Here is a 24,123-nt window from a genome sequence, read left to right as displayed (position 1 = left end):
AGTATAACATTATGGTATAATAATGGGATGAAAAATCCACTCGTCCGACGCCTGGCGCCACTGTTTATTGCGAAATTCTTGCTGTGCTTCGTGTTTTGGTATTCCATCGAAAAACTATTTATGTACAGCATAGGATTCAATGACGCCAGTATTGGTTTGATGGCAGCAATTTATGCGGTAATGTCAGTCTTAATGGAAGTACCATCTGGCGTACTGGCGGATCGCTGGAGTCGAAAGGGTGTTATGATTCTGTCGGCCTTAAGTATGTTACTAAGCAGTTATTTTGGGTGGATTAGCAATGACCCATCACTGTATGTCGTGTCGGCAGCATTCTGGGGATTCTTTGATGCTCTTGCCAGCGGTACTGGTTCAGCCATGATTTATGACTTGCTTAAGGAAGAGCAGGGGCATACAAGAAACTACGATAAGATTTTGGGTCGCTTTGAGATGCTTGGCGGTATTGCTTTAATCATCAGCGCGTTATTAGGTGGATGGTTGGCGTCTGCCACATCGCTTAGGTCGGCGTTCTTTGCAACAATCATTACTGCAGGGTTAGCAGCAGTGGTCTTATTATTCTATCGAGATACAACGATTCACAAGCAATCAACCGATGCGAAATTGATCGAGCATACGAAGGGTACGTTTGCGGCTGTTTTCAAGAACCCTGACCTTGCCTGGCTGGTGGTTGTTATGCTGGTAGTATTTTTGGTACAGAAAATGAATGGCGAGTTCTATCAACTGTGGTATGCGGCGTTGTCTATGCCGGTAGCATTGTTTGGTATAGCAGGAGCTATCATCACGGGTACATATAGTTCTGGCGGTGCGATTGTTCGCTTCTTTGCCACTCGACGACGAGTCCTATTGGCGCTAGCTGTCTGCTTTATCTCCGCAATCGGCATGACTATCAGTCCGTTATTTTGGTTAACCGTTGGACTGCAGTTTATTATTGGCACGCTGTCGTTTGCACTAGTTCTTGCGCTTACATCAAAAATGCAGCACTATCTACCATCAAAATATCGCGCTGGTGCTGGTTCGGTGATCAATACTGTTGGTCGTCTGATATTCATCCCATGTGCATTATTGTTTGGTTTTCTGTCAAATACTACGAGTATCTTTGTCGCAGGCTCTATGACAGTTGTATTTGTCGGCATTGGTCTATTTGCAGAGTTTCACGCTAGAAGAGAAAAATAGTTTGGTATATAATAGGATAAAAGGCTAACGCTTAACAGGGAGGGCAGTATGGCAGCAACAAGAATAGCAATTAACGGCTTTGGGCGGATTGGACGCAATGCGTTTAAGATTGCGCGTGAGCGTAGCGACTTGGAGATTGTCGCCATCAATGATTTGACGGACACAAAGACACTGGCATATCTCCTCAAGCACGACAGTAACTACGGTGAATACGGCCGCCAAGTGACATTTACAGAAAATGAACTCATCGTTGATGGTCAATCTGTCAAGGTTTTGGCAGAGAAAGAGCCGCAGCAATTGCCATGGAAAGATATGAATATCGATGTCGTGATTGAATCGACTGGCTTCTTTACCGACAAAGAGGGCGCGGGCAAACACTTGGAAGCTGGTGCGAAACGTGTGGTCATCAGTGGTCCAACCAAGTCTGATGGTGTGGATACGATTGTATTTGGTACCAATGACGACAAGATCGCCTCGGCAACGCCGATTGTCTCAAATGCCAGTTGTACCACCAACAGTTTGGGCGCAGTGATGGCTGTCCTGGACACAGAGTTTGGCGTGGAAAAATCAATGCTGACGACAGTGCACAGCTACACCGCCAGTCAAAGGTTACAGGACGCACCTGCTAAAGATCTGCGTGAAGGCCGTAACGCAGCTGAAAACATGGTGCCGACAACAACGGGTGCAGCCATTGCTGTGACGAAAACGTTGCCGCAGCTGACTGGCAAATTTGACGGTCTGAGTGTCCGTGTACCAACACCAGTGGTGTCGCTCAGTGACGTGACGGCGCTTCTCCGGCGTGACGTGACAGTCGAGCAGGTGAACGAGGCGTTCAAAAAAGCAGCTCAAGACACGTTCTATCAAGGCATTTTGGGTGTCAGTGAAGAGCCTCTCGTCAGTCGCGACTTTATCGGCAATTCGCACTCTGGGGTTGTTGATTTGCCACTCACCAAAGTCGTTGGTGGTAATTTGATCAAAGTCATGGTTTGGTATGACAATGAATGGGGCTATTCAAACCGTTTGGTGGAGTTGGTGGCAGACATTGGCGCTGTATTGAAACGCGCTGGCTAATTTGCAAAAAGCTCCCAAACCGCTTATACTTATTAGTATGAAAATTTACTTGGGATCTGATCATCGCGGTTTTCTGTTGAAAGAAAAAGTCTTCGCGTATTTGGTGAAAAATAACTATGAAGTTGAAGACGTTGGTGGGCGAGAGTTGAACCCGGATGATGATTTTCCTCAGTTTGCTCAAGCGGCGGCTTTGCGGGTGATTGGTGATGAATCGGACGATCCACGAGCAATTTTGATTTGTGGTGGCGGCCAAGGTATGTGTATGGCGGCGAACCGTTTCAAGGGGATTCGTGCCAGCGTCATTTGGGATGCTTACGAAGCCAAAATGACACGCCAGGACAACAACTCAAACGTGTTGTGCTTGCCGGCTCGTGTTTTGGAAGACAATGAGGCGGCGTGGAAAGGGATCATGGAGACATGGCTTAACACTCCGTATGTCAATGCACCAAGATTTAATAGGCGCAATGCGCAGTTGGACCAATTATTATGACCACAGTAATCACTCCTAGTATTTTGGCGGAAAATGTCGATCAATACAAAGAACAAATTGAGCGAATCACTGGTTTTGCCGAGCGAGCGCACGTTGATATTTCTGATGGCCAATTTGCGCCAAACTTGACAGTTGGTTTGCGAGATTTGTGGGCACCAGAAGGCTGGCAAATTGATATTCATGCCATGGTGAAAAATGTCGATGAATACATAGAAGATTTGGTGGCGCTACGCCCAAATATGATTTTGCTCCACGCTGAGTCTGACGGCGACGTTCTCGGCGCGCTGCAGAAAATCAAACAAGCAGATATCAAAGCTGGCTTGGTGTTGATGCGTCCAACTGTTCCCAGTACCGTCGTTGACCTTATCAAGGCAGCAGATCACGTCATGATATTTTCTGGCGAACTTGGTCGTTTTGGCGGCAGTGCCAGTTTGATGCAATTGGAAAAAATCCGCCTCATCAAAGACATCAACCCGGCTGTAGAGATTGGCTGGGACGGTGGCGTTATGCCAGACAACGCCTATGGCTTGGCGCACAGCGGCGTCAATGTTTTGGTGGTTGGTGGTGCTATCCAAAAATCGCCAAATCCTCGAGAAGCCTATCAAAACATTCAAAATGAAATTAACAAAAAGGGCATGTTGGGCTAGTGCCGCCAAACGTCACGTGTAAACAATTGGAGCAGCATGCCTCGTCAGTGCGCCGCTCCATCATCACCATGCTGGAACACGCTGGTAGTGGTCACACTGCTGGCGCCTTAGGCTTGGCGGACATCATGACGGCTTTGTATTTTGCTGTGCTTCACATCAGTCCAGAAAACCCTGATTGGGATGAACGAGATCTCTTCGTCATGAGCAATGGTCACTGCGCGCCGGTACTGTACGCGACTTTGGCGGAGCGTAGTTTCTTTCCCAAGACAGAATTGGCGACACTCAGACAGTTTGGCTCTCGATTGCAGGGGCATCCAGAACGTCAAGCACTGCCTGGTATCGAGACGACTAGCGGACCCTTGGGCTCGGGCTTGAGTCAAGCTTCGGGTATGGCATACCATGTACGATACTTGCATCCGCAACCCAAGCGGTTTGTCTATTGTCTGATGGGCGATGGTGAATTAGACGAAGGTAATATCTGGGAAGCAGCGATGTTTGCTGGTAAATACAACTTGGGCAATCTCATCGGCATCGTTGATCGTAACAATATTCAAATTGGTGGTAGTACTGAGGACGTCATGCCGCTGGAAGATTTGCGAGGCAAATGGCGCAGTTTTGGCTGGCACGTTCAGGAGATTGATGGGCACAATATGGAGAGTATCTGTGAGGCCATGAGTATGGCTCGCGCTGTGACGGATAGACCAAGTGTCATCATTGCCCACACCATACCAGGCAAGGGGGTCAATTTTATGGAAGGCGATTATCATTGGCATGGAAAAGTTCCTACTGCCGAGGAAGCGCAGCGAGCGTTGGCTCAGTTGGAGGATAGGAAATGATGTACCTGCGTGATGACTGGCAAACGCCTACCTATACTTCGGTACGAGGTGGTTTTGGTGACGGTTTGGTTACACTGGCCAAGCAGGACGACCGCGTCGTGGCGTTGAGCGCAGACTTGGTAGAAAGCGTCGGTTTTGGTAAATTTGCCGAGCATATCGGTGCGCCGAGACTGATTGAAGTTGGCGTGGCGGAACAAAACTTAGTGACGGTGGCGTCTGGACTAGCAGCCATGGGCAACATCCCGTTTGCCGCTAGCTACGCTTCGTTTAGTCCGGGGCGTAACTGGGAGCAAATTCGCACGACGATTTGTCTAAATAATCAGCCGGTCAAGGTGGTTGGTTCACATGCAGGACTGAACGTTGGTCCAGATGGCGCGACCCACCAAATGCTGGAAGATATCGCGCTGATGCGGAGTTTACCGAGCATGGTGGTGTTGGCGCCGGGCGACGCGCACGAGGCGGAGCTGATGGCAGCGGCGATGGTGGCTGATTTGCGGCCAAATTATGTGCGGTTGCCGCGGGCTGATATGCCACTGTTTTTAAATCAGGCAACATTTGAAATCGGCAAGAGCTATACTCTGCGTCAGGGAACAGACGTGGCGTTGCTGGGCACTGGCACGATGACCTATCAATTGCTTCTGGCAGCGGAAATACTGGCAAATCAGCATAGCATCCAGGCGGAGGTTATTCATTTTCCAACCATCAAGCCGTTGGATGAGGCGGCGGTGCTGGATGCCGCTCAGAAATGCCGCTGTGTGGTGACGGCCGAAGAGGGGCAAATCGCTGGCGGGTTTGGTTCGAGTGTGACAGAACTACTCAGTGAACAATTGCCGGTGAAAGTGAAGCGGATTGGTGTGAACAATGTGTTTGGTGAGTCAGGTAAAACGTCTGAATTGTGGCAAAAGCATGGTTTAGATATCGATTCAATTGTGCGTAGCGTCGTAAATTTTCTCCAATGAAAATAGCCCACCGAAAACGTGCTCAAGCTGAAACTGGATAACTCAACCCAGGAAACGCGAGAAATTGCGTCTCAACTCAGATTGAACCAGTTTTCAGCGAGCTATTTTCGGTGGGCGTCAGCCCTCTCAGCCCTCCATGTACTTTTGCAGTATAGTACAGATACAGGCGCTGATTAGCGCCGGTACGTACAGGGGGACAGGGAGCTCGCCCAGGTAGTGTGTCATAACATAACACACTACATAGACGGTAACACCTGCAATGCCCCCTAAAAAGAGGGCAAATCTCCACGACATTTTTCCCTCCTTTCAGGAAAAACGTGCTCGAGGTCAAAGGGCTCTTCCACCCTCAGACAAACCTCGAGCAGAAGTTACTTGTAATATATCACATAGTACCGTAAAAGTCAACCTATCAACTGCACACAGGCCTGACGCGTAGCAGACCACCCTTGGCAGAACGTGCGCTAATTGCTATAATTACCATAAGTATTTTAGGGGGCAGTATGGGACTATCGATTTCAGAGATTCGGCAAAACACGACGCGAGCGCGTCATTTGATGCAGCGGACACGGGCGCAACATTTTGCGGTCGGGGCGTTTAATATTGATAATCAAGAAACGCTGATCGCAGTGGCACGGGCAGCACAGAAGCTGCAGTCGCCAGTTTTGGTCGAAGTGTCAGACGCTGAAGTGAAGGCCATGGGACTGGAAAATGTGCGTGATTTGGTGGACAATTACAAGGCCGAATACGGCATCGAGATGTATCTAAATCTGGATCATGGACCAACGGTTGAGGGCTGCAAACGAGCCATTGACGCTGGTTATGAGTTTGTGCACATCGACATTTCCCAGGCAAATCACGACGCTTCCGACGAGGAAATCATCGCTAAAACCCGCGAGGTCGTGGAGTACGCTAAATTTACCGGCGCGTTGGTCGAGTCCGAGCCGCACTATTTTGGTGGCAGCTCTAACGTTCACACTGAAGCTATTGACTATGAAGAGATCAAGAAAACTTTTTCTACACCAGACAGTGCGCGGGCGTTTGTCGAGGCGACGGGGATTGATACCTTTGCAGCAGCAGTCGGTAATCTGCACGGTAAATATCCGGTGCCGAAAGTATTGGATTTGGAATTATTGGCACGTATCCGCGAGGCGCTGCACTGCCAGATTTCGCTCCATGGTGGGTCGGGTACGCCACTGCATTATTTTGAGGAGGCGGCGAAAATTGGCGTCTCTAAAATCAACATCAACTCCGATATGCGCTATGCTTTCCGCACCACACTGGAAAAAACCTTGCGTGAAAATCCAAATGAATATGCTATCGTTAAGCTGATGCCCGAGGTATATTTAGCAGTCCAGAAAGTCGTTGAAGAAAAAATCATGGCATTTGGTTCAAGCGGAAGGGTGGTGATCTGATGGCTAAAATTATTACCATTGGTGCTGCTGTTCAAGACGTATTTTTGAGCCACTCGCCAGCACTGGCGCCTGTTTGTGAAAGCCCAGAACATTGCTTCCAGCGCTTGGAACTGGGTTCAAAGATTGATGTCAATCAGATTCATTTCTCTACCGGTGGGGGTGCTACTAACGCAGCAGTGACGTTTGCTCGTCAGGGTCACCAAACCCAGTTCATGGGAGTGGTTGGACGCGATCCGGCAGGTCAAGCAGTGTTGGATGCACTGGACAGTGAAAGTGTTGGTACGCAGCTAGTGAAATTCTCTGACAAATACAACACCGGATATTCGGTCATGCTTTTAGCGCCAAATGGCGAGCGGACTATTTTGACCTATCGCGGCGCTTCGACGCATTACCATCCAGGCGACTTTTCTCTGGAAAATGTTCAGGCGGATTGGCTGTATGTTTCCAACCTGGCGGGACAAATACAAACGCTCAGTAAACTGTTTACCCAAGCGCGCGAACGTGGCATTAAAATCTGTTTTAATCCTGGCAAAAAAGAGTTGGCGCAGCGCGAACTATTGCTTGGGTTACTACAAGACGTAGATATTTTGACCGTCAATAAAGAGGAGATGCAGCAGCTTGTCGAAGGAAGTGATTTGGAGAGTTTGATTCGCCACGGGCTGTATTTGGTGCCGACACTACTGGTCACAGACGGCGCCAACGGATCCATGGCGAGCGACGGCAAGACAATTGTCCGCGCTGGCATGTATGAAGACGTCCCAGCCATTGACAGGACAGGGGCTGGTGATGCATTTGCCTCAGGATTTTTGAGCAGATGGGCAGAAGGCGGCAGTTTGCGAGATTCGGTCATTTTTGCCAGCGCAAATTCCAGCGCCGTCGTCGCGAAAATTAGTGCTAAGGCGGGAATTTTACATAAAGGCGCTCCCCTCCACGAGATGCCGTTACAGGAAAGGAGTATATAATCATGGCACAACACTTAGCTCGACTACTAGGAGAAGGAGCAAATGTACAGATCGCTCTACAGGAGCTAAATCGAATGACGCGTGACGATAGTGATATCCGGTTGATGTCGGATGTATTGGCGCGAACACACAGTGTATTGCGTGCCTTGGGTCTGGATCCGCGTGATACGACAGCAAATGAAGTCTACCAGGCGCTGATGGCGGTGGCTCCAGAAATCGACAAGCGAGCCTGTTTCAAAGCTAGCGACTGGGTACTGGCAGACATAGATGGGCACATTATTTCTTTTCATCCTGTGGACATTGTTGAAAACTATCACCATCAGTTATCACTTGGCAGGAATACCACTAAACACGGTAAAGTTGCCCTGGGTCAGGAAATTTACCGCCGTTTCCGGGATCATCCGCAGACGCACAACCCAGCCGTTAGTCGCATCATTTGTGATGGCGGCATCTGTCGGCGGGTTGATGACATCTTGGATTAGTGATCGCAATAGGTTTTGTTGGCGGTAACGATGTCGATGATCTCGTCGACACTATCAGTGATGGTGTAAATATCAAGGTCTTCTTTGACGATTGCTGATTCGGCTAACATGTGGTTGCGGAAGAACGTATCCAAATCGCTCCAGAACGCCGTGTCAAACAGGATGACTGGTACGCGATTGGTTTTCTGTGTCTGGATCAAGGTCAATATCTCCGCCAATTCATCCAAGGTACCAAAACCACCTGGGAAATAGATGTAAGCATCAGCGTACATGGTCATAACGATTTTTCGGGGAGCGAAGTGCTGAAATTCAAACGCCTCAGTCGCATACTCATTGAGATCCTGTTCGTGGGGCAATTTGATGTTAAAGGCGATTGATTCACCACCGGCAGCGCGCGCACCTTTTTGGACCGCTTTGTTGGCGCCTTCGTTAGCAGCACCCATGATACCGTGGCCACCACCAGAGACAACTGCATAACCCAAGCTTGCCAAACGCTCAGAGGCTTCTTTGGCAGCTTGGTAATATGGGCTGTCTGGGCAGGTACGCGCCGAACCGAAAAAGGTCACCGTCTTATGGTATTTTTTGAGAATTTCATAACCTTTTTGAATTTCCTCGTTAATATTGCCCAAACGGAACATTGCAGCTTGGAGTTCAATTTCGCGTGGTATACACACCAGATCTTTGTTGTCTGTCATTTTTCTGCCTTTTTATGTTTTAATTCACGTATCTTTTGATTATAGCACAAAAAGCTTGTGTTTGTCAAATAGTTGGCGGTTACCAGTGAAAATCAGGGATTATTCACCCAGAAATGATTGCTTAACCTTCTGGTAAGCGTCGCGGAATGGCACACCTTTTTCCACCAATTCGTTGATTTTGGCAACGGTGTAAAGTTCATCGGTCATCGCCTCGGCCAATCGGTCAGTGTTGGCTTCCAGCTCGCTGACACAGAGCGCCAGAACTTCCAGTGTGTCGAGTGCCGACGTAAAGGCGTCCATGGTGATTTTTTTGGTCAACTGCAAATCACGGTGGTAGCCGCTACCGGCACCTGTCGAAATGGCTTGGAGCTGCAGAGCATAATTTGGATAAGCGTGGGCAGTAGCGCGCATAATCTCAAAGACGTCGTAGTTGCGTTTGTGTGGCATGATGGACGAGCCGGTGGTCATGGTGACGGGCAGTTTGAAATAATTAAACTCCTGCGAAGTAAATAGCAACATGTCTTCGGCAAATTTACCAGCAAAGACCATGATTGGGTTGAGCGCTTGCACGGCAATTAGTTCAAACACGCCGCGTGACAGACCACAGTACATTGGGTTTTCTTGCACTTTGGCAAAGCCCAGTTCACTGGTCGTCATCTGGCGGTCAAGTGGCAGCGTAACGCCAAAGCCAGCGGCGCTACCCAGTGGATTTTGGTCGATGGCGGCGATGCTGTGTGCCACCAGTTGTCGGAGGTCATTGAACGCATCGTGGTAGGAACCAAGCCACATGCTGACTGTGGTTGGCATGGCTTTTTGGGTGTGGGTGTAGCCAGGCATTTCGGTCTGGCCGATGGCAGTGATTTTGCCAGCATAGGCCTGGGCGACTGCTTCCAGCTTTTCGGCTACTGCTTCAAGCTCTGTTTTGATGAACAAGCGCATCATCACCAAGGCTTGGTCATTGCGGCTTCGGCCAGTGTGAACCTTTTTGCCGATGGGGCCGAGCTTTTCTGTCAGATACAGCTCAATGGCGGTGTGGCCATCTTCGTGCTCGCTGGTGAGGGTGAAGGCACCAGTTTTCCACTCGTTCAGCAGCTCGTCCAAGGCGGCTGCTAATTGTTGATACTCGTCGCTGGTCAATACGCCAATTTTTTCTAGCATGTGAGCGTGCGCTTTAGTGGCGGTGATATCATGCCCCAGCAAATGTTGGTCCAGCACTTGGTCGTCGCCAACGGTGTATGACTCGACTAGTGGGTGGAGTGAGCCGGTTGCGGTTGATTGCCATAGTTTATTTGCCATATGAGTATGCTCCTTCAGCTGTTCGCTGACTTAATGAATATAATTCAATGAATCCGGCGGACGAATTCTGGTTGAATGCGGTGTTGGAATCAAACGTTGCAAGATTGATATCAAACAACGAATGCGGTGAGTCCACGCTGACGACGGTGATGGTACCTTTGTATAGGCGGACCGTCACTGTGCCGGTGACTTTTTGGTTCTGATCATCAATGTAGGCGTTAATGTGATGGACGGCTGGCTCGTACCACTGAGCCGCGTAGGTGAGGTAGGCCCATTTTTTGTCCATTTCGGCTTTGAGTTCATTTTCAACACGAGTTGACACCAATTGCTCAAGCTTTTGATGAGCAGCAATCAAGATGGCAGCGCCAGGGTTTTCGTAGACACCGCGCACTTTCAGGCCAACCAATCGATCTTCAATGAGGGTCGATACACCGACGCCGTGTTTGCGGCCGAGTTGGTTACAGTGCTGGATGAGTGCTTGGAGTGAAAAGTGACGGTTGTCGACGGCAACGGGCACACCTTTGATGAATTTGATGGTGATATCTTCGGCTTCATCTGGCGTGTATTTGATGGTTGAACACCAATTGAGGATGGCGTGGTAGTTTGGCTTGAGTGATGGCGATTCTATCTCGCCGCCCTCACTGGTGATACCCCACATGTTTTCATCGGTTGAGTAGGGTGACTCCTGAGTGTGTGGCACGGGGATGTTGTGCTTCTTGGCATAGGCAAGCTCTTCCTCTCGGCCCATACTCCACTCACGCACTGGTGCCAAGATTTTGAGTTTCGGATTGAGCGTGGTGATATAGGTCTCGAAGCGAACTTGGTCGTTGCCTTTGCCGGTGGCACCGTGTGCGATGACGTTGCAATTGTACTTTTCGGCATATTCGACGGCTAATTGCGAGATGATAATGCGCCCGAGTGGCGTGCAGAGGGCGTAGCCGCCTTGGTAGTCAGCGTTGGCTTTGATGGCCAGCGACAACAGCTCATCGGCGAAGTGGTTGCGGGCGTCAACCGTGATGGTTTCTATGGCGCCGAGTTTTTTGGCTTTTTCGGCGATGGCATCGAGATCATCAACCGTTTGGCCGATATTGACCGTTAGGGTGATGACCTTGCAATTATATTTTTCTTGTAACCACGTGAGCATGACGGATGTGTCGAGGCCTCCCGAATAGAGCAAGAGGCACGTATCGAACTCACCGTTCACGGCTTCGTGACTGGCAACCTTGGTGTAGTGGGGCGCGTCGTGGTCCATATCCTTCCTTTCCATAATAACAAAAAGAGCCGCTCGGACGAGGGCTCTGTAGTTGGTTTTTACTATACGACTAATTAGCCCTCTGGGTCAGAGCGGCGACGACGAACAACGATGTTGTGTCGATATGTCATATTGCTACCATACCATACTGCGGGTGATTTTCAAAATATTTTTATATATAAATTGCGATGCGTTACAATAGTAATGATATGAATGCCTTTAATCTCGTCTCCAACTATCAGCCGACCGGCGACCAGCCAACGGCGATTGCTCAGTTGGTGGATGGTTTGGAGCGGGGCGAGCGCGAGCAAACGCTGCTGGGCGTGACCGGTTCAGGTAAGACCTTTACTATGGCGAATATTATTGCCCGAGCTAATGTGCCAACGCTGGTGCTGGCGCACAATAAGACTTTGGCGGCGCAGCTGTTTTCTGAGTTTAAGGAGTTTTTTCCGGATAACGAGGTGCATTATTTCGTTAGCTATTTTGATTATTATCAGCCGGAAGCCTACATCGCCAGTAGCGACACCTACATTGAAAAAGATTCGAAGATTAATGATGAAATCGATCGGCTGCGGCATGCGGCGACCTCGGCATTGCTAACGCGGCGCGATGTGATCATTGTGGCGAGCGTGTCTTGCATTTACGGCATTGGTTCACCGGAGACGTACGCCGATATGGCCATTCAATTGACGGTCGGTGAGCGGCGGGTTCAGGATAAGTTCATCCGCCTGCTGACCGATATTCAGTACAAGCGCAACGACATTGATTTTGCGCGCGGCACTTTCAGGGTGCGCGGCGACGTGGTCGATATTTTCCCGGCTGGGCAGGACACGGCGGTGCGGGTGGAATTTTTTGGCGATGAGGTCGAGAGACTCACGCGAATCGATCCGCTGACGGGCGAGATTTTGGATCAGCCAGCTAGCCTGATGATTTTCCCGTCGAGCCACTATTCGACGCCACGTGAACGAATTGAAAAAGCTATCATCGGTATCGAAAAAGAGTTTGACGAGCGGCTCAAATGGCTTGAGTCGCACGACAAGTTACTCGAGGCACAGCGCCTCAGTCAACGCACCAAATATGACCTAGAAATGCTCAAAGAAACTGGCTTTGTTAAAGGCATCGAGAATTATTCGCGCTATCTGACTGACCGCGAGCCGGGCGAGCAGCCGGCGACCTTGATTGATTATTTTCCGGACGATTGGTTGCTGCTGGTCGATGAGTCGCATATGACCTTGCCGCAAGTCCGCGGTATGTATAACGGCGACCGGGCGCGCAAGGAAGTGTTGGTGGAGCATGGTTTTCGTTTGCCGAGTGCGTTGGATAACCGCCCGCTGAGATTTGATGAATTTGATCAGCATATTCACCAGGCGATTTATGTGTCGGCTACGCCGGGTGACTATGAAATTGCTCATTCACCAAAGCCGGCTGAGCAGTTGATTCGGCCGACGGGGCTGCTTGATCCGCCGATTGAGGTGCGGCCGACCGAAGGGCAGGTTGATGATTTGATGGAGGAGATTCGCCAGACCATCGCCAACGGCCACCGCGTGCTGGTAACCACCTTGACCAAGCGCATGGCTGAGGATCTGAGTGCCTACCTGACCGATAATGGTGTGAAAACGGCGTATCTACACAGTGAAATTGACACATTAGAGCGCGGCGATATTCTCAAAGATTTGCGACTGGGAACGTATGACGTGTTAGTTGGTATCAATTTGCTACGTGAGGGGCTGGACCTACCGGAAGTCAGTCTGGTGGCGATTATGGATGCTGATAAAGAAGGTTTCCTCCGCTCTGAACAGGCACTGATTCAGACAATTGGCCGGGCGGCGCGGCATGTCGATGGGCGGGTGTTGATGTACGGCGATAATGTGACTGACAGTATGCACCGAGCGATTGATGAGACGAATCGTCGGCGGCAAATTCAGCAGCAATATAACGAAGAGCACGGTATCACGCCGCAAACCATTCAGAAGAAGATTGACGATGGCCTGCGCTCCATCATTCCGCAAAAAGAATCGGATAAAAAGCCAAAACTTGATTTGAAGAAAATTCCAAAGGACGAATACCCAACGCTGATCAAGGAACTGACCGGTCAAATGGAGCTGCATAGCGCCAATCTAGAGTTTGAAAAAGCCGCAGAGCTGCGTGATTTGATTGCAGAAATTAAGCAAACAATGGTACACTAAAGATAACCATAATAAGGAGGAGAATTATATGGCAGAATTGAAAACAACAGAAACTCCAGTCGTCGAGCAAGCTGAGTACATGGCTCCACGCGCTGCTTCGCAAGCAAAATGGCTTACATTTGAATACGCATTAGCAATGGTTTCAGTAACATTTGCTGCAATCACCAGTGTAGTACTCGTACCAATGTTGTTCGGCATGTGGTCTGCAAAAGAAGCGATGTCATTTGGTTTGATGTTGAGCGGCTCGATCACTGCAAACATTTTGGCCGTTAGTATTTTGGCAGTACTATTTTCAGTGTTGGCATTTGTCCTATTTGGCCGCGTAACACGCGCAATTGCCGCTGACCGTAGCGGCTACACTGGTCGATTGGCTTACAAACTGACAACCTATGGTAGCTTGTTCATGATCGTATTGGCGGCGTTGCCACTGGTCGCAAACCTCATCAGTGTATTGATTAGCTCGTTGTTATTGATTGGCGTTTCAGATGCTGGTTCAGTATACACAGCACTGTACTTGGGTAACTTCTTGCCATCACTGGTATGCTTGGCAGTATTGGCAGTTGTGGTATTTTTCATTGGTAAAATCATCAACGGCTACAACAAATCACGTCCATTGGCTATCACGTTGATCGCAATCACCAGTGTTGTCGCAGTTGCCCTAGCTATCACGTTGGCAGTGCAGGCTCATGACAAGCCAAGTATCAAAAAATCAAACTTCAAATACAACTCAAGCTACCTACTTGACTAGTTAGTTGGGTATCACCTGTCACTCGCTCCTAGATATGGGGGCGAGTGATTTTCTGTAATTAATTTTCAAGTGGTATAATGAGTTCATGAGTGCAATTTCTAATAGTGATGTCCAGCGCTTGGCGGATTTGAGCGGTTTGCAATTGGCAGATGGCGAAGTGGATGGCTTGCGACAGGACGTGGAGAAAATCGTAGAATATATCAATCAATTGGATGAGCTCGATACGTCTGGTGTGGAGCCGACCTATCAAGTGACGGGTCTAGAAAATGTCTGGCGGGAAGATGAGGTTCAGTCAGGGATTTCTCGGGATGAGCTACTTGAGCTAGCGCCCGAAAAACAGAACAATCAAGTGAAAGTGCCACAGGTGTTGTGATGAGTCGGATTAGTGATTTTGTAGGGAAAAGTGCAGTTGACAATGTCAAGGAAGCATTGCGACGAGCGCGCGAGATTGAAGAATATCATGCACTACTGAGCTTGACAGAAGAGCGGGCGTTGGAGCGGGCCGAGCTGGTGGATAAGGGTGAAGTTTCTGGCAGGCTGGCCGGTGTGCCATTTGTCGTAAAAGACAATTTCTTGGCCTTTGGTGCGCCAACGACTGCTGCCGCAAAAATGCTTGAGAATTTTAACGCGCCACTGCAAGCCACAGCCGTTGAAAAATTGGAGGCTGAAGGCGCAATTTGCATCGGCAAGGCGAACTTGGACGCCTTTGCTCACGGTGGCTCGACGGAAAACTCAGCCTTTGGTCCGACCAAAAATGCTGCAGATAAAACTCGCGTAGCTGGCGGTTCGTCGGGCGGCTCGGCGGTCGTGACGGCGCTTGACGTGGTGCCGTTTGCGTTGGGTACCGATACTGGCGGTTCGATTCGTCAGCCAGCCAGCTTCAATGGCGTGGTCGGCGTCAAGCCAACCTACGGCGCGGTCAGTCGCTATGGCGTGGTTGCCATGGCGTCGAGCACGGACACGATTGGTTGTTTCGCGACAAACGCTGATGACGCTAATTTGGTGATGGAAATCATGGCGGGCCGTGACGATAAGGACATGACCACACTGCCGGACTTTTGGCAGCATCAGCCAGAATTTACCAAGAAGAAGATTGGTTTGGTGAAGCAATGTATGACTGACGATGTGGACGCGGCGGTTCGCCAGAAAACGCTTGACTATGCAGAAAAGTTAAAGCAGCTGGGCTATGACGTTGAAGAAGTGGACCTCAGTATGATGCAACATTCGCTGGCGATGTATTACATCATTGTGCCGGCGGAAATATCGTCAAACTTGGCGCGCTATGATGGCGTGCGCTATGGTCACCGGGCGGCTGAGGTGAAAACGCTGGCGGAGTTGTACGGTCGCAGTCGCAACGAAGGTTTTACGACGGAGAACAAACGGCGAATTATGATTGGTAGCTTTGTGTTGTCGAGCGGTTTCTTTGATGCTTACTACATGCAGGCGCAAAAAGCGCGCACGCTGCTTATCAATGAGTTCAAACAGTTGTTTGCTGAGTACGACGCACTGTTGATGCCAGTTGCGCCAACACCGGCGTTCAAACTTGGCGAAAATACCAATGATCCAATTAAAATGTATCTAGCGGATATCATGACCGTGCCGGCCAGCCTGGCGGGACTACCGGCGATTTCTGTGCCAGCTGGAAGTAACGATGAAGGTTTGCCAATTGGCGTGCAGTTGATTGGTGATTATCAGTCAGACAGCAACTTGTTGAAGTTGGCCTCAGAAGTGGAGGCTGCCTGATGGACGGATTATTGATCGCGCTGGTAGTAGCGGCGCTGGTGATTGGTGCTTTGTTAATTATTTTTATCCAATTAACATCACGCGGACATCAAAAACTCGACAGGGAAATGTACCGAAAAGTTTGGCGGGCAATTCAACATGGTGCAAAAGCGGGCGGCTCAGACGGCTTGCAGATGGCGATTGTTAAAGCCGACAAACTGCTCGACAAAGCCATGCGCGACTGTGGCGTGGCGGGTACGACGATGGGCGACAGACTGAAAGCTCGCAAGGGTGATTGGACGGATGAAAATGGTTTGTGGGCGGCGCACAAATTGCGCAACCAAATTGCCCACGAAACTAACGTGAAATTAACCGCGCAGAGTTTTCGACGAGCCATGACAAGCTTTGAACAAGCACTAAAAGATTTGGGAGCGTTATGATGAGTGTATATGATGAATATGAAATGACCATTGGCATCGAGTGCCATGTCCAGCTGGCGACCAAAACCAAACTGTTTAGTCCGGCTGATAACGACGCGCGTAATGCTGAGCCGAACGAAAAAACGCACGAGATTGACTTTGGTCTGCCAGGCATGCTGCCGGTGCTGAATAAGCACGCCGTCGAGCTAGCAGTGCGCGCCGGTAAAGCGTTGAACGCGCCGATTGCCCGCGTTAGCCGGTTTGATCGCAAGCATTATTTCTACCCTGACCTGCCAAAGGGTTATCAGACCTCGCAGATGTATCAGCCGATCATTTTGGCTGGCTATGTCGATGCGCCGCTAGAAGACGGCTCGCTCAAACGAGTGCGAATTCATCACGCGCACATGGAGGAAGACGCTGGTAAATTGACGCACCACGATGGCTACTCGCTGGTTGATCTCAACCGCGCTGGCACGCCGCTGATAGAAATTGTTTCTGAGCCGGATATACATTCTGCCGAGGAGGCCAAAGCCTACGCTTCGGAGCTGCACAAATTGATGGTCTATGCTGGCGTGACGCACGGTGATTTGTATCACGGCAACATGCGGTTTGATGTTAATATCTCGGTGGCTAAAAAGGGCGCGACAGAGCTCGGTAAGCGTGCGGAAGTTAAAAACCTTAATTCATTCCGCAGCGTCGAGCGTGCCGCTGAATACGAGTTTAAACGCCAAGTTGACTTGCTGGAGAGCGGTGAACAAGTGGTGCAGGAAACTCGTGGTTGGAGTGATGACAAGCAAATTACTACTTCGCAGCGTTCGAAAGAAGACGCCCAGGATTATCGCTACATGCCTGATGCCGACATCCCGCCAGTGGTACTGAGCGATGAGGAGATTGCGCGGATTCAGGCTGAGGTGCCGATGTTGCCGGGTGAATATCGTGAAAAATTAAGCGTACTGAACGTTGATAAATCCGTCGTTTACACCATCATGGACTTTAAGCCATATGTCGACATTGTTCTTGGTGCCCTTGATCGGAAAGGTGCTCCTACAGCTAGGCGAATAGCGAATTGGTTTGCGTCAGTCAATACTGCCGTAACCATAGAACGGGGTGATTGTGACGCGATTGATATTTCTGGTGTTGTGCCTAAATTGGAAAGTCTTATTAAGTTATCCGATTTGGTTGACCAGGGAGAGCTCTCGAGTACGGCTGCGAAGGAGGTGTTTATTGCGGTTGTTTCAAACACAACAGATGATCCACGCGAGTTTGCCGAAGAAAGGAATCTGTTGCAGGTATCTGACGAAGGCGCTATCGCTGCTATCGTTGATGAAGTATTGAGCGACCCAGCCTCGGCAGCTTCCATAGCCGACATTAAAGCCGGCAAGGACAAAGCCATCGGCTATTTGGTCGGTCAAGTCATGAAGCGCTCCAAGGGTCAGGCCAACCCAAGCTTGGCGCAGAAGCTGATTCGCGAGAGGCTATAGCTGATGATCATCGTCACTGGCATCCCTGGGTCTGGCAAAACGACGTTAGCAAAGCGTCTGATGCAAGATGTGGGAGTGCGTGGCGTCGCGCAAGATGCTGTCAAAGAGTTTTTGGCTGACCATCTGGGTGGGACTTATACTGATCAGCAGAGTAGCGCCTTGGGTCGTGTGACTCGACGGGCGGTTTTGGAATTGGGTATTGAATTTGAGAAATTGGGCGAGCAGATCATCATTGAGTCTGCATTGCAGACATCAGCTGCCGAAAAGATTTTGCAGCATAGCTCTCATCAGCCAATTCTGCAGATTTATGTGACGTGTGGATTGGCGGAAGTAAAGCGGCGATTTTATGCTCGCAGGCGGTCTGGCAATCGCCACTCAGTGCACACTGATGATTTGTATGATAAATTGACGGAACACGAAATTCGTGACAAATATCGTCCACTGGTTGCAGATAATATCACAACGGTGACTGTTGATTCGGAGAATTTGGATTATGCGGCACTGCGAGATATAGTGAAAGATTTTTTGATGAATAAGGCGATAGCAAAGGAGAACGAGATATGAGAAAACCGACAAAAGCAGTGATTGCAGCGGCGGGATTTGGTACCAGGTTTTTACCGCAAACCAAAGCGATGCCCAAGGAGATGATGCCACTGATTGACAAGCCAATCATCCAATATGTCGTAGAGGAGCTGGTTGCTGCCGGTATTCGCGACATCATCATCGTCGGAAGCGCCAACAAGCGCGCCATTGAGGATCATTTTGACGTGCCGAACGAAGATTTGTTAGCGAATTTGCGGGCTGGTGGTGACAAGAAGCGCCCGTTGATTGACCTGGTTCACTCACTGTCGGAAATGGCTAACTTTGTGTACGTTCGCCAAAAAGGTCCATATGGTAACGCGACTCCTTTGGCATGTGCTGCGCATTTGATTGGGCCGGACGAGCCAGTGATTTATACGTTTGCTGACGACTTTATCGACGCGACACCAAGCCGTTTTCAACAGATGATTGCTGCTGCAGAAAAATTGGATGGCGCAGTGCTGTCCTGCAAAAAAATCATCGATGACGCAGAGTTTGATCGCTATGGTATCGCGGCTGGTCAACAACTCGATGACGGGACGATTGCCATCACAAACATCGTTGAGAAGCCGGGTAAAGCCAACGCACCGAGTGATTTGGCTAGTGTGAGTAGCTATTTGCTGGCGGCTGATTTCTTCCCGTACTTGGAGCGCGCCCGCCAGGAGTTTAATGGCCACGGTGAGTTTGCCATTCAGCCGATTATGCAGCGCATGATTGATGAAGGGCATAACTTCTATGGCGTGGAAATCACCAACGGCACGTATTATGACACCGGCGATAAACTTGAATATCTCAAAACTATCATTGACTTTGGGCTGCGAGATGAAAAACTTGGTCCGGCACTTCGTCAACATCTGACAGATCGGCTGAAATAGGCTATAATAGCACCATGAATGAGATCGTTATCATTTTGTCAATTGTTTTGGTTACCTTGATGATCATCGTCATCACATTGATGTGTTTGGTGATCAGCCTGAGTCGTCATGTCCAAAAAACCATGCAGCACTCACGAGCTATCCAGCAGAATTACACCGAAGCATCATCAATGCTTTCGGTTGTTTCTTCAGCCTTGGCATTTGGAGCGCTGATGAAAAAGTTTACGCGAAAGGCAAAACGTGGGCAAAAATAATACTTCAGAAAAGTCATTAATACAAAGGGCTACTAAAAAAGTCATTCGTGACAATGAAAATGGCGCCCGTCAGGCAATTTTAGAAGACTTGTTTTTTGATTTTCACCGTTCTCGCCGTCAGGTTTACGGCATGAACTTTTGGCGTGGCATCTTTTTTGGCTTTGGCTCAGTGCTAGGCGCCACTCTTTCGGTAACCATTCTTGTCTGGGTATTGGGTCATCTAGTTGATGTGTTCCCACCACTTGCTGACTTCTTCAATACACTGATCAACACCATGCAGAGTCGCCGCTAACGTGCTATACTAAGACTAATGACGACAGAGGGGAAGAATAACGGCGGTACGTCGGCGGTTTTGAAACCGTCTGATTATGTACACCTGCACAATCACACTCACCACTCACTGCTCGATGGATTAACCAAGATTCCTGACATGGTCGCCCGAGTAAAGGAGCTCGGCATGGAAGCTTGTGCTATCACTGATCATGGCACGATGTCAGGCGTCATTGAGTTTTATAAAGCAGCCAAGAGTGCTGGTATTAAGCCAATCATCGGCATCGAAACCTACGTGGCGGCGCGGAGTCGTCACGACCGCGACCCAGCTAAGGACAAGGCGCGCTATCACTTGACGCTGCTGGCCATGAACCACAAGGGCTATCAAAACCTGATGCAGCTCAGTACCATCGCTAATCTCGAAGGCGTCTACTACAAACCGCGCATTGACCATGAGCTCCTGGAGCAATACAATGAAGGTATCATCTGTATGTCCGGCTGTATCGGTGGTGAGCTGGGCGAGAATCTGCGCAATGATGATTATGACAAGGCTAAGGAAATTGCTGGCTGGTATAAGTCAGTCTTTGGCGATCGCTACTACATGGAGCTGCAAGATCACGGCCACCCCGAGGCGCGCAGCCACTGGCCAGAGCAGAAAAAGGTCAATGATTACATCGAGCGCATCAGCGAGGAACTGGACATTCCGTGTGTGGTGACCAGCGATGGCCATTACCTCAATCACGAAGACCAAGAGGCGCATGAGATTTTGCTGTGCGTTGGTACTGGTGCGTATTTGAGTGATGAAAAGCGGATGAGCTTGAAAGATTTTGAGCTGCATTTGACGACACCAGAAGACATTATTTCGCGGTGGCAAAAAACCAACCCACAAGCAATTGCCAACACTAAAGCCATCGCCGACCGCTGTGACGTGGAGATCAAACTGGGCGATATTCTCATCCCGAAATTCCCGACGCCAAACGGCGAGTCTGAAAAAGAATATCTGGATCATCTGGTGTATAGCGGCATGGCGGCGCGGTACGCTGGCATGAAGTTGGAGGACGCAAAGAAACTGCCAAACGATGAGCTGCGTGCCATGTTGTCTGACGATCAAATTGAGCGGCTAGACATGGAGTTTGGCGTGCTCGATAAGATGGGTTATAACGGCTACTTTCTCATCGTTCAGGACTTTATCAACTGGGGAAAATCTCAAGGGATTATTTTCGGTCCAGGGCGTGGTTCGGCGGCTGGCTCAATCATCGCCTATGCGCTGAACATTACTGACCTTGATCCGCTGCATTATGACCTGCTGTTCGAGCGTTTCCTCAACCCCGACCGTATCTCCATGCCTGATATCGATATCGACATTCAAGATACACGCCGCGGCGAGGTTATCGAATATTGTGCCAAGAAATACGGTTCAGAACGAGTCGCCAATATTTGTACTTTTGGCACCATGGCAGCGCGTGCCTCGGTGCGTGACGTGGCGCGGGTATTGCAAGTTCCATACGGTGAATCTGACCGGCTGGCCAAGCTCATCCCACCGCCAGTCCAGGGTCGCCATGTACCGATCAAAAAGTCGCTGGAGGAAGACCCTGACCTTAAAAAAGAATACGAGACCAACCCAACCGCTAAGACGGTTTATGACTTTGCCTCACGGCTAGAAGGGACCATTCGTTCGCACGGCGTGCATGCTGCCGGCGTGGTGATCGCGCCAGATGATTTGGTGAAATACGTGCCGCTCGAGATGGCGCAAAAGGGTGTGGTGGCAACGCAGTATCCGATGGGCCCGGTCGAGGAACTGGGGCTATTGAAGATGGACTTTTTGGGCCTGTCTAACTTGTCTATCATCAACAACGCGCTGCGCATTATCCGTAAAGTGTATGAAACGGACATTGATCTATCTCACTTGCCGCTGGACGATGCGGAAACGTATCAACTATTCCAGTGTGGCGATACCACTGGCGTGTTCCAGTTGGAATCGGCCGGCATGAAGCGGTACCTGCGTGAGCTCAAACCGAGCGTCTTTGAAGACATCATCGCCATGGTGGCGTTGTACCGCCCGGGGCCGATGCAGTTTATCGACTCATTCATCAAGCGTAAGCACGGCGAAGAAGAGATTACCTATCTGCACCCTGGTATGGAAAACTCGTTGAAGAATACCTACGGTATTTTGGTTTACCAGGAACAATTTATGCAGATTTCCAAAGAGTGGTGTGGCTTTACCGGCGGACAGGCGGACACTCTGCGTAAAGCGGTGGGTAAAAAGAAAATCGACCTGATGAAAAAGGTCAAGCCGGAGTTCGTCGAGGGTGCGGTTAAAGTTGGTGGTGCGACCAAGGAAATTGCTGAGCAGTTCTGGGATGCGCTGGAGGAATTTGCTAACTACTGTTTCAATAAGTCGCACGCGGCATGTTACGGCCTGATCGCCTACTGGACGGCGTACCTCAAGGCGCACTATCCTGATGCGTTTATGGCGGCGCTGATGACTAGCGACCAGGACGACACCGAACGCCTGGCTATCGAGATGACCGAATGTAAGCACATGGGCATCGAAGTGCTTAACCCTGACGTCAATGAGTCGTTCGTTGAATTCGCGGTCGTGCCTGGCGAAAAGAAGATTCGTTTTGGTATGGCGGCGGTCAAGGGCGTTGGTGTCGGCGCAGTCGAAGAATTGTTGCGCGCCCGTGAAGACGGTAAATTCACTAGCATCGAAGATTTCGCCAAACGCGTGTCGACCAGCAAGTTTAACCGCAAAGCTTGGGAATCGCTCATTAAATGTGGCGCATTTGATAGCTTTGGTGATCGCCACGACTTATTGTTTAACCTAGATACCATCACCGCCTTTGCGCAAAAAGTTCAAAAAGAAGCGGCGAGTGGGCAGACCGATTTGTTTGGCATGTTAGGTGATGACGCGGCTGTGGCTCAGCCGACCATGCAGTTAATGCCGTCGCCAAACAAAAACGAAAAGGAATACTTGACGTGGGAACGCGAGCTGATGGGCTTGTATATCTCAGCGCATCCTTTGGACGCCTACGCGACATATTTGCTTGAGCAAACACAGCCGTTGACCCAGCTGGTGCCAGAATACGATGGCCGACTCATGACAATTGGTGGCATCATCACGAACGTTCGCACTATCATCACCAAATCTGGCAGCAAAATGGCCTTTGTGGGGTTAGAGGACAAATTTGGCGAGGGTGAAGTGATCATTTTTCCAAATTTGTATGAGCAAGTTGGCGCCAAACTCGTCCAGGACGCTGTCATTCGGGTGACTGGTAAAAATTCAGCCCGCGACCGTGACGGTAATTTGGGGTCAGAAAGTAAGATGATTGCTGATGAGATTGAGATTATCACCGACAGTGATATCACCAGCTATGAATCGACTGGTCGTAAAATGGACGCACCAAAAGTAAGCGCCCAGTACAAAAAGGAAAAACGTGCGAATTTCCGTGCTCAAAAAACCAAGACCGTCGCTCCAGCTACCGCCAAATCGTCACATGCATCCAAGTCAGTTCCTCAGCCAGCAGCTCCCGAGACGCCACCTGCGCGCCTGTTTCTGCAAGTAAAAGATCCGAGTGATCACGACAAACTGATCTCCCTCAAAAAGATCTGCTCAACATCACCAGGGATCACCGATGTTGTGTTGGTGCTTGGCGAGAATGACCACAAGTCTGCCATTCGCTTGCCGTTCAAAGTCGATCCAGCAGCTCAGCTACTTGAAGAACTGAAGGCGTTGTTGGGCGAAGAATGTATCAAATTGACATAATCATCAGCGGCATATCATCTGGTATAGTGCCATGCCGCAGGCAACGCTGACATTGAATGATTCTTTAGTGCCAAACATTGGGATTTCTACTGTCGCGGCACAGCGCGCTAAATGTTCGGCCAATATGCCATCGACTTCTTCGCCCAGCAGCAACGCGAACGCTTTTGGTGGAATAAAATCTGGTAGTGAAGTACTATCTGGCGCTTGCTCCAGTGCGATGACTGGTAGGTTGCCGGTGCGCTCATTTTCCTCCAGCCACTCCTCCAGAGTTTCATAGCGTCTAAAGGGAACCATTTGCTCAGCGCCTAGTGCTGTTTTGTGAATTTGCTTGGTTATTTTCTCAACCAGGTGCGGTAGTCGCGGGTCTGGTTGATTGATGATCGCCAAATCTGGAAATGGAGTATAGCCGCTGATGACGATGTGCTTTACTCCCAGGCCTTCTGCTGTGCGAAAGATAGCGCCGACATTGTGGGTCGAACGGATATTGTGCAAAATAAGCGTAATTTCTGGTCGCATGAACTTATTATATC

24 protein-coding genes are annotated in these 24,123 nt (G+C 49.7%); 20 read left to right on the top strand and 4 right to left on the bottom strand.

What is annotated here, in order from left to right:
- Positions 1–27: 27 nt before the first annotated feature.
- The 9 genes from V4210_RS02800 (at position 28) to V4210_RS02760 (ending at position 8,050) form a co-directional block, all read left to right on the top strand.
- Positions 28–1,191, top strand: a complete 1,164-nt coding sequence (locus tag V4210_RS02800; protein WP_338520529.1) for an MFS transporter — start codon at positions 28–30, stop codon at positions 1,189–1,191.
- 48 nt (positions 1,192–1,239) lie between these two features.
- Positions 1,240–2,262 carry a type I glyceraldehyde-3-phosphate dehydrogenase gene (gap, locus tag V4210_RS02795; RefSeq protein ID WP_338520528.1) on the top strand — a complete coding sequence of 341 codons (1,023 nt, stop codon included), beginning with the start codon at positions 1,240–1,242 and terminating at the stop codon, positions 2,260–2,262.
- Between the two features lie 37 nt (positions 2,263–2,299).
- Positions 2,300–2,752 carry an RpiB/LacA/LacB family sugar-phosphate isomerase gene (locus tag V4210_RS02790; protein WP_338520527.1) on the top strand — a complete coding sequence of 151 codons (453 nt, stop codon included), beginning with the start codon at positions 2,300–2,302 and terminating at the stop codon, positions 2,750–2,752.
- Positions 2,749–3,399, top strand: coding sequence for a ribulose-phosphate 3-epimerase (locus V4210_RS02785; protein WP_338520526.1), 651 nt, complete (start codon positions 2,749–2,751; stop codon positions 3,397–3,399). The genes V4210_RS02790 and V4210_RS02785 overlap by 4 nt, the downstream gene beginning before the upstream one ends.
- Positions 3,399–4,235 carry a transketolase gene (locus V4210_RS02780; RefSeq protein WP_338520525.1) on the top strand — a complete coding sequence of 279 codons (837 nt, stop codon included), beginning with the start codon at positions 3,399–3,401 and terminating at the stop codon, positions 4,233–4,235. Before V4210_RS02785 ends, V4210_RS02780 begins: the two co-directional genes overlap by 1 nt.
- On the top strand, positions 4,232–5,194 hold the full coding sequence (locus tag V4210_RS02775; protein ID WP_338520524.1) for a transketolase family protein: 963 nt from the start codon (positions 4,232–4,234) through the stop codon (positions 5,192–5,194). The genes V4210_RS02780 and V4210_RS02775 overlap by 4 nt, the downstream gene beginning before the upstream one ends.
- A gap of 500 nt (positions 5,195–5,694) precedes the next feature.
- Positions 5,695–6,606, top strand: a complete 912-nt coding sequence (locus V4210_RS02770) for a class II fructose-bisphosphate aldolase (RefSeq protein ID WP_338520523.1) — start codon at positions 5,695–5,697, stop codon at positions 6,604–6,606.
- Positions 6,606–7,568: a carbohydrate kinase family protein gene (locus tag V4210_RS02765; RefSeq protein WP_338520522.1), complete on the top strand. Its 963-nt coding sequence runs from the start codon at positions 6,606–6,608 to the stop codon at positions 7,566–7,568. Before V4210_RS02770 ends, V4210_RS02765 begins: the two co-directional genes overlap by 1 nt.
- Positions 7,569–7,570: 2 nt before the next feature.
- The gene (locus V4210_RS02760; protein WP_338520521.1) at positions 7,571–8,050 is read left to right on the top strand and encodes a hypothetical protein; all 480 of its coding nucleotides are present in this window, start codon (positions 7,571–7,573) and stop codon (positions 8,048–8,050) included.
- On the opposite strand, the gene V4210_RS02755 is transcribed toward V4210_RS02760, so the two are convergent.
- From V4210_RS02755 to V4210_RS02745, 3 genes are all read right to left on the bottom strand, one after another.
- Positions 8,047–8,745, bottom strand: a complete 699-nt coding sequence (locus tag V4210_RS02755; protein WP_338520520.1) for a TIGR00730 family Rossman fold protein — start codon at positions 8,743–8,745, stop codon at positions 8,047–8,049. The genes V4210_RS02760 and V4210_RS02755 overlap by 4 nt on opposite strands.
- Before the next feature lie 99 nt (positions 8,746–8,844).
- Positions 8,845–10,041 (bottom strand): argininosuccinate lyase, encoded by a 1,197-nt coding sequence (gene argH / locus V4210_RS02750; RefSeq protein WP_338520519.1) that lies wholly within the window; start codon positions 10,039–10,041, stop codon positions 8,845–8,847.
- Positions 10,031–11,293, bottom strand: coding sequence for an argininosuccinate synthase (locus tag V4210_RS02745; RefSeq protein ID WP_338520518.1), 1,263 nt, complete (start codon positions 11,291–11,293; stop codon positions 10,031–10,033). The genes argH and V4210_RS02745 overlap by 11 nt, the downstream gene beginning before the upstream one ends.
- A gap of 209 nt (positions 11,294–11,502) precedes the next feature.
- Here V4210_RS02745 and uvrB point away from each other — a divergent pair, with 209 nt between their 5' ends.
- From uvrB to V4210_RS02690, 11 genes are all read left to right on the top strand, one after another.
- Positions 11,503–13,479 carry an excinuclease ABC subunit UvrB gene (gene uvrB / locus V4210_RS02740; protein WP_338520517.1) on the top strand — a complete coding sequence of 659 codons (1,977 nt, stop codon included), beginning with the start codon at positions 11,503–11,505 and terminating at the stop codon, positions 13,477–13,479.
- 28 nt (positions 13,480–13,507) lie between these two features.
- Entirely contained in the window at positions 13,508–14,227 is a 720-nt protein-coding gene (locus tag V4210_RS02735) for a hypothetical protein (RefSeq protein ID WP_338520516.1), read from the top strand.
- 85 nt (positions 14,228–14,312) lie between these two features.
- Positions 14,313–14,600 (top strand): Asp-tRNA(Asn)/Glu-tRNA(Gln) amidotransferase subunit GatC, encoded by a 288-nt coding sequence (gene gatC / locus V4210_RS02730; protein ID WP_338520515.1) that lies wholly within the window; start codon positions 14,313–14,315, stop codon positions 14,598–14,600.
- A complete protein-coding gene (gatA, locus tag V4210_RS02725; RefSeq protein WP_338520514.1) occupies positions 14,600–15,970 on the top strand; it encodes an Asp-tRNA(Asn)/Glu-tRNA(Gln) amidotransferase subunit GatA in 1,371 nt (456 codons plus the stop codon). The genes gatC and gatA overlap by 1 nt, the downstream gene beginning before the upstream one ends.
- Complete coding sequence (locus tag V4210_RS02720) at positions 15,970–16,389, top strand: hypothetical protein (protein WP_338520513.1); 420 nt, start codon at positions 15,970–15,972, stop codon at positions 16,387–16,389. The genes gatA and V4210_RS02720 overlap by 1 nt, the downstream gene beginning before the upstream one ends.
- Entirely contained in the window at positions 16,386–17,849 is a 1,464-nt protein-coding gene (gatB, locus tag V4210_RS02715; RefSeq protein WP_338520512.1) for an Asp-tRNA(Asn)/Glu-tRNA(Gln) amidotransferase subunit GatB, read from the top strand. Before V4210_RS02720 ends, gatB begins: the two co-directional genes overlap by 4 nt.
- Positions 17,850–17,852: 3 nt before the next feature.
- Positions 17,853–18,413, top strand: a complete 561-nt coding sequence (locus V4210_RS02710) for an AAA family ATPase (RefSeq protein ID WP_338520511.1) — start codon at positions 17,853–17,855, stop codon at positions 18,411–18,413.
- Positions 18,410–19,303 carry a UTP--glucose-1-phosphate uridylyltransferase gene (locus V4210_RS02705; protein WP_338520510.1) on the top strand — a complete coding sequence of 298 codons (894 nt, stop codon included), beginning with the start codon at positions 18,410–18,412 and terminating at the stop codon, positions 19,301–19,303. The genes V4210_RS02710 and V4210_RS02705 overlap by 4 nt, the downstream gene beginning before the upstream one ends.
- 14 nt (positions 19,304–19,317) lie before the next feature.
- On the top strand, positions 19,318–19,557 hold the full coding sequence (locus V4210_RS02700) for a hypothetical protein (RefSeq protein ID WP_338520509.1): 240 nt from the start codon (positions 19,318–19,320) through the stop codon (positions 19,555–19,557).
- Positions 19,544–19,849 carry a DUF5665 domain-containing protein gene (locus V4210_RS02695; RefSeq protein WP_338520508.1) on the top strand — a complete coding sequence of 102 codons (306 nt, stop codon included), beginning with the start codon at positions 19,544–19,546 and terminating at the stop codon, positions 19,847–19,849. The genes V4210_RS02700 and V4210_RS02695 overlap by 14 nt, the downstream gene beginning before the upstream one ends.
- A gap of 18 nt (positions 19,850–19,867) precedes the next feature.
- Positions 19,868–23,593, top strand: a complete 3,726-nt coding sequence (locus tag V4210_RS02690) for a DNA polymerase III subunit alpha (RefSeq protein ID WP_338520507.1) — start codon at positions 19,868–19,870, stop codon at positions 23,591–23,593.
- A 3-nt stretch (positions 23,594–23,596) separates the two neighbouring features.
- On the opposite strand, the gene V4210_RS02685 is transcribed toward V4210_RS02690, so the two are convergent.
- On the bottom strand, positions 23,597–24,109 hold the full coding sequence (locus V4210_RS02685; protein ID WP_338520506.1) for a TrmH family RNA methyltransferase: 513 nt from the start codon (positions 24,107–24,109) through the stop codon (positions 23,597–23,599).
- Positions 24,110–24,123 lie beyond the last annotated feature (14 nt).

It is taken from the genome of Candidatus Nanosynbacter featherlites (assembly GCF_037013405.1).
Taxonomy (GTDB): Bacteria; Patescibacteriota; Saccharimonadia; order Saccharimonadales; family Saccharimonadaceae; genus Nanosynbacter; species Nanosynbacter featherlites_B.
This window is presented reverse-complemented; position numbering and strand designations above follow the sequence as displayed.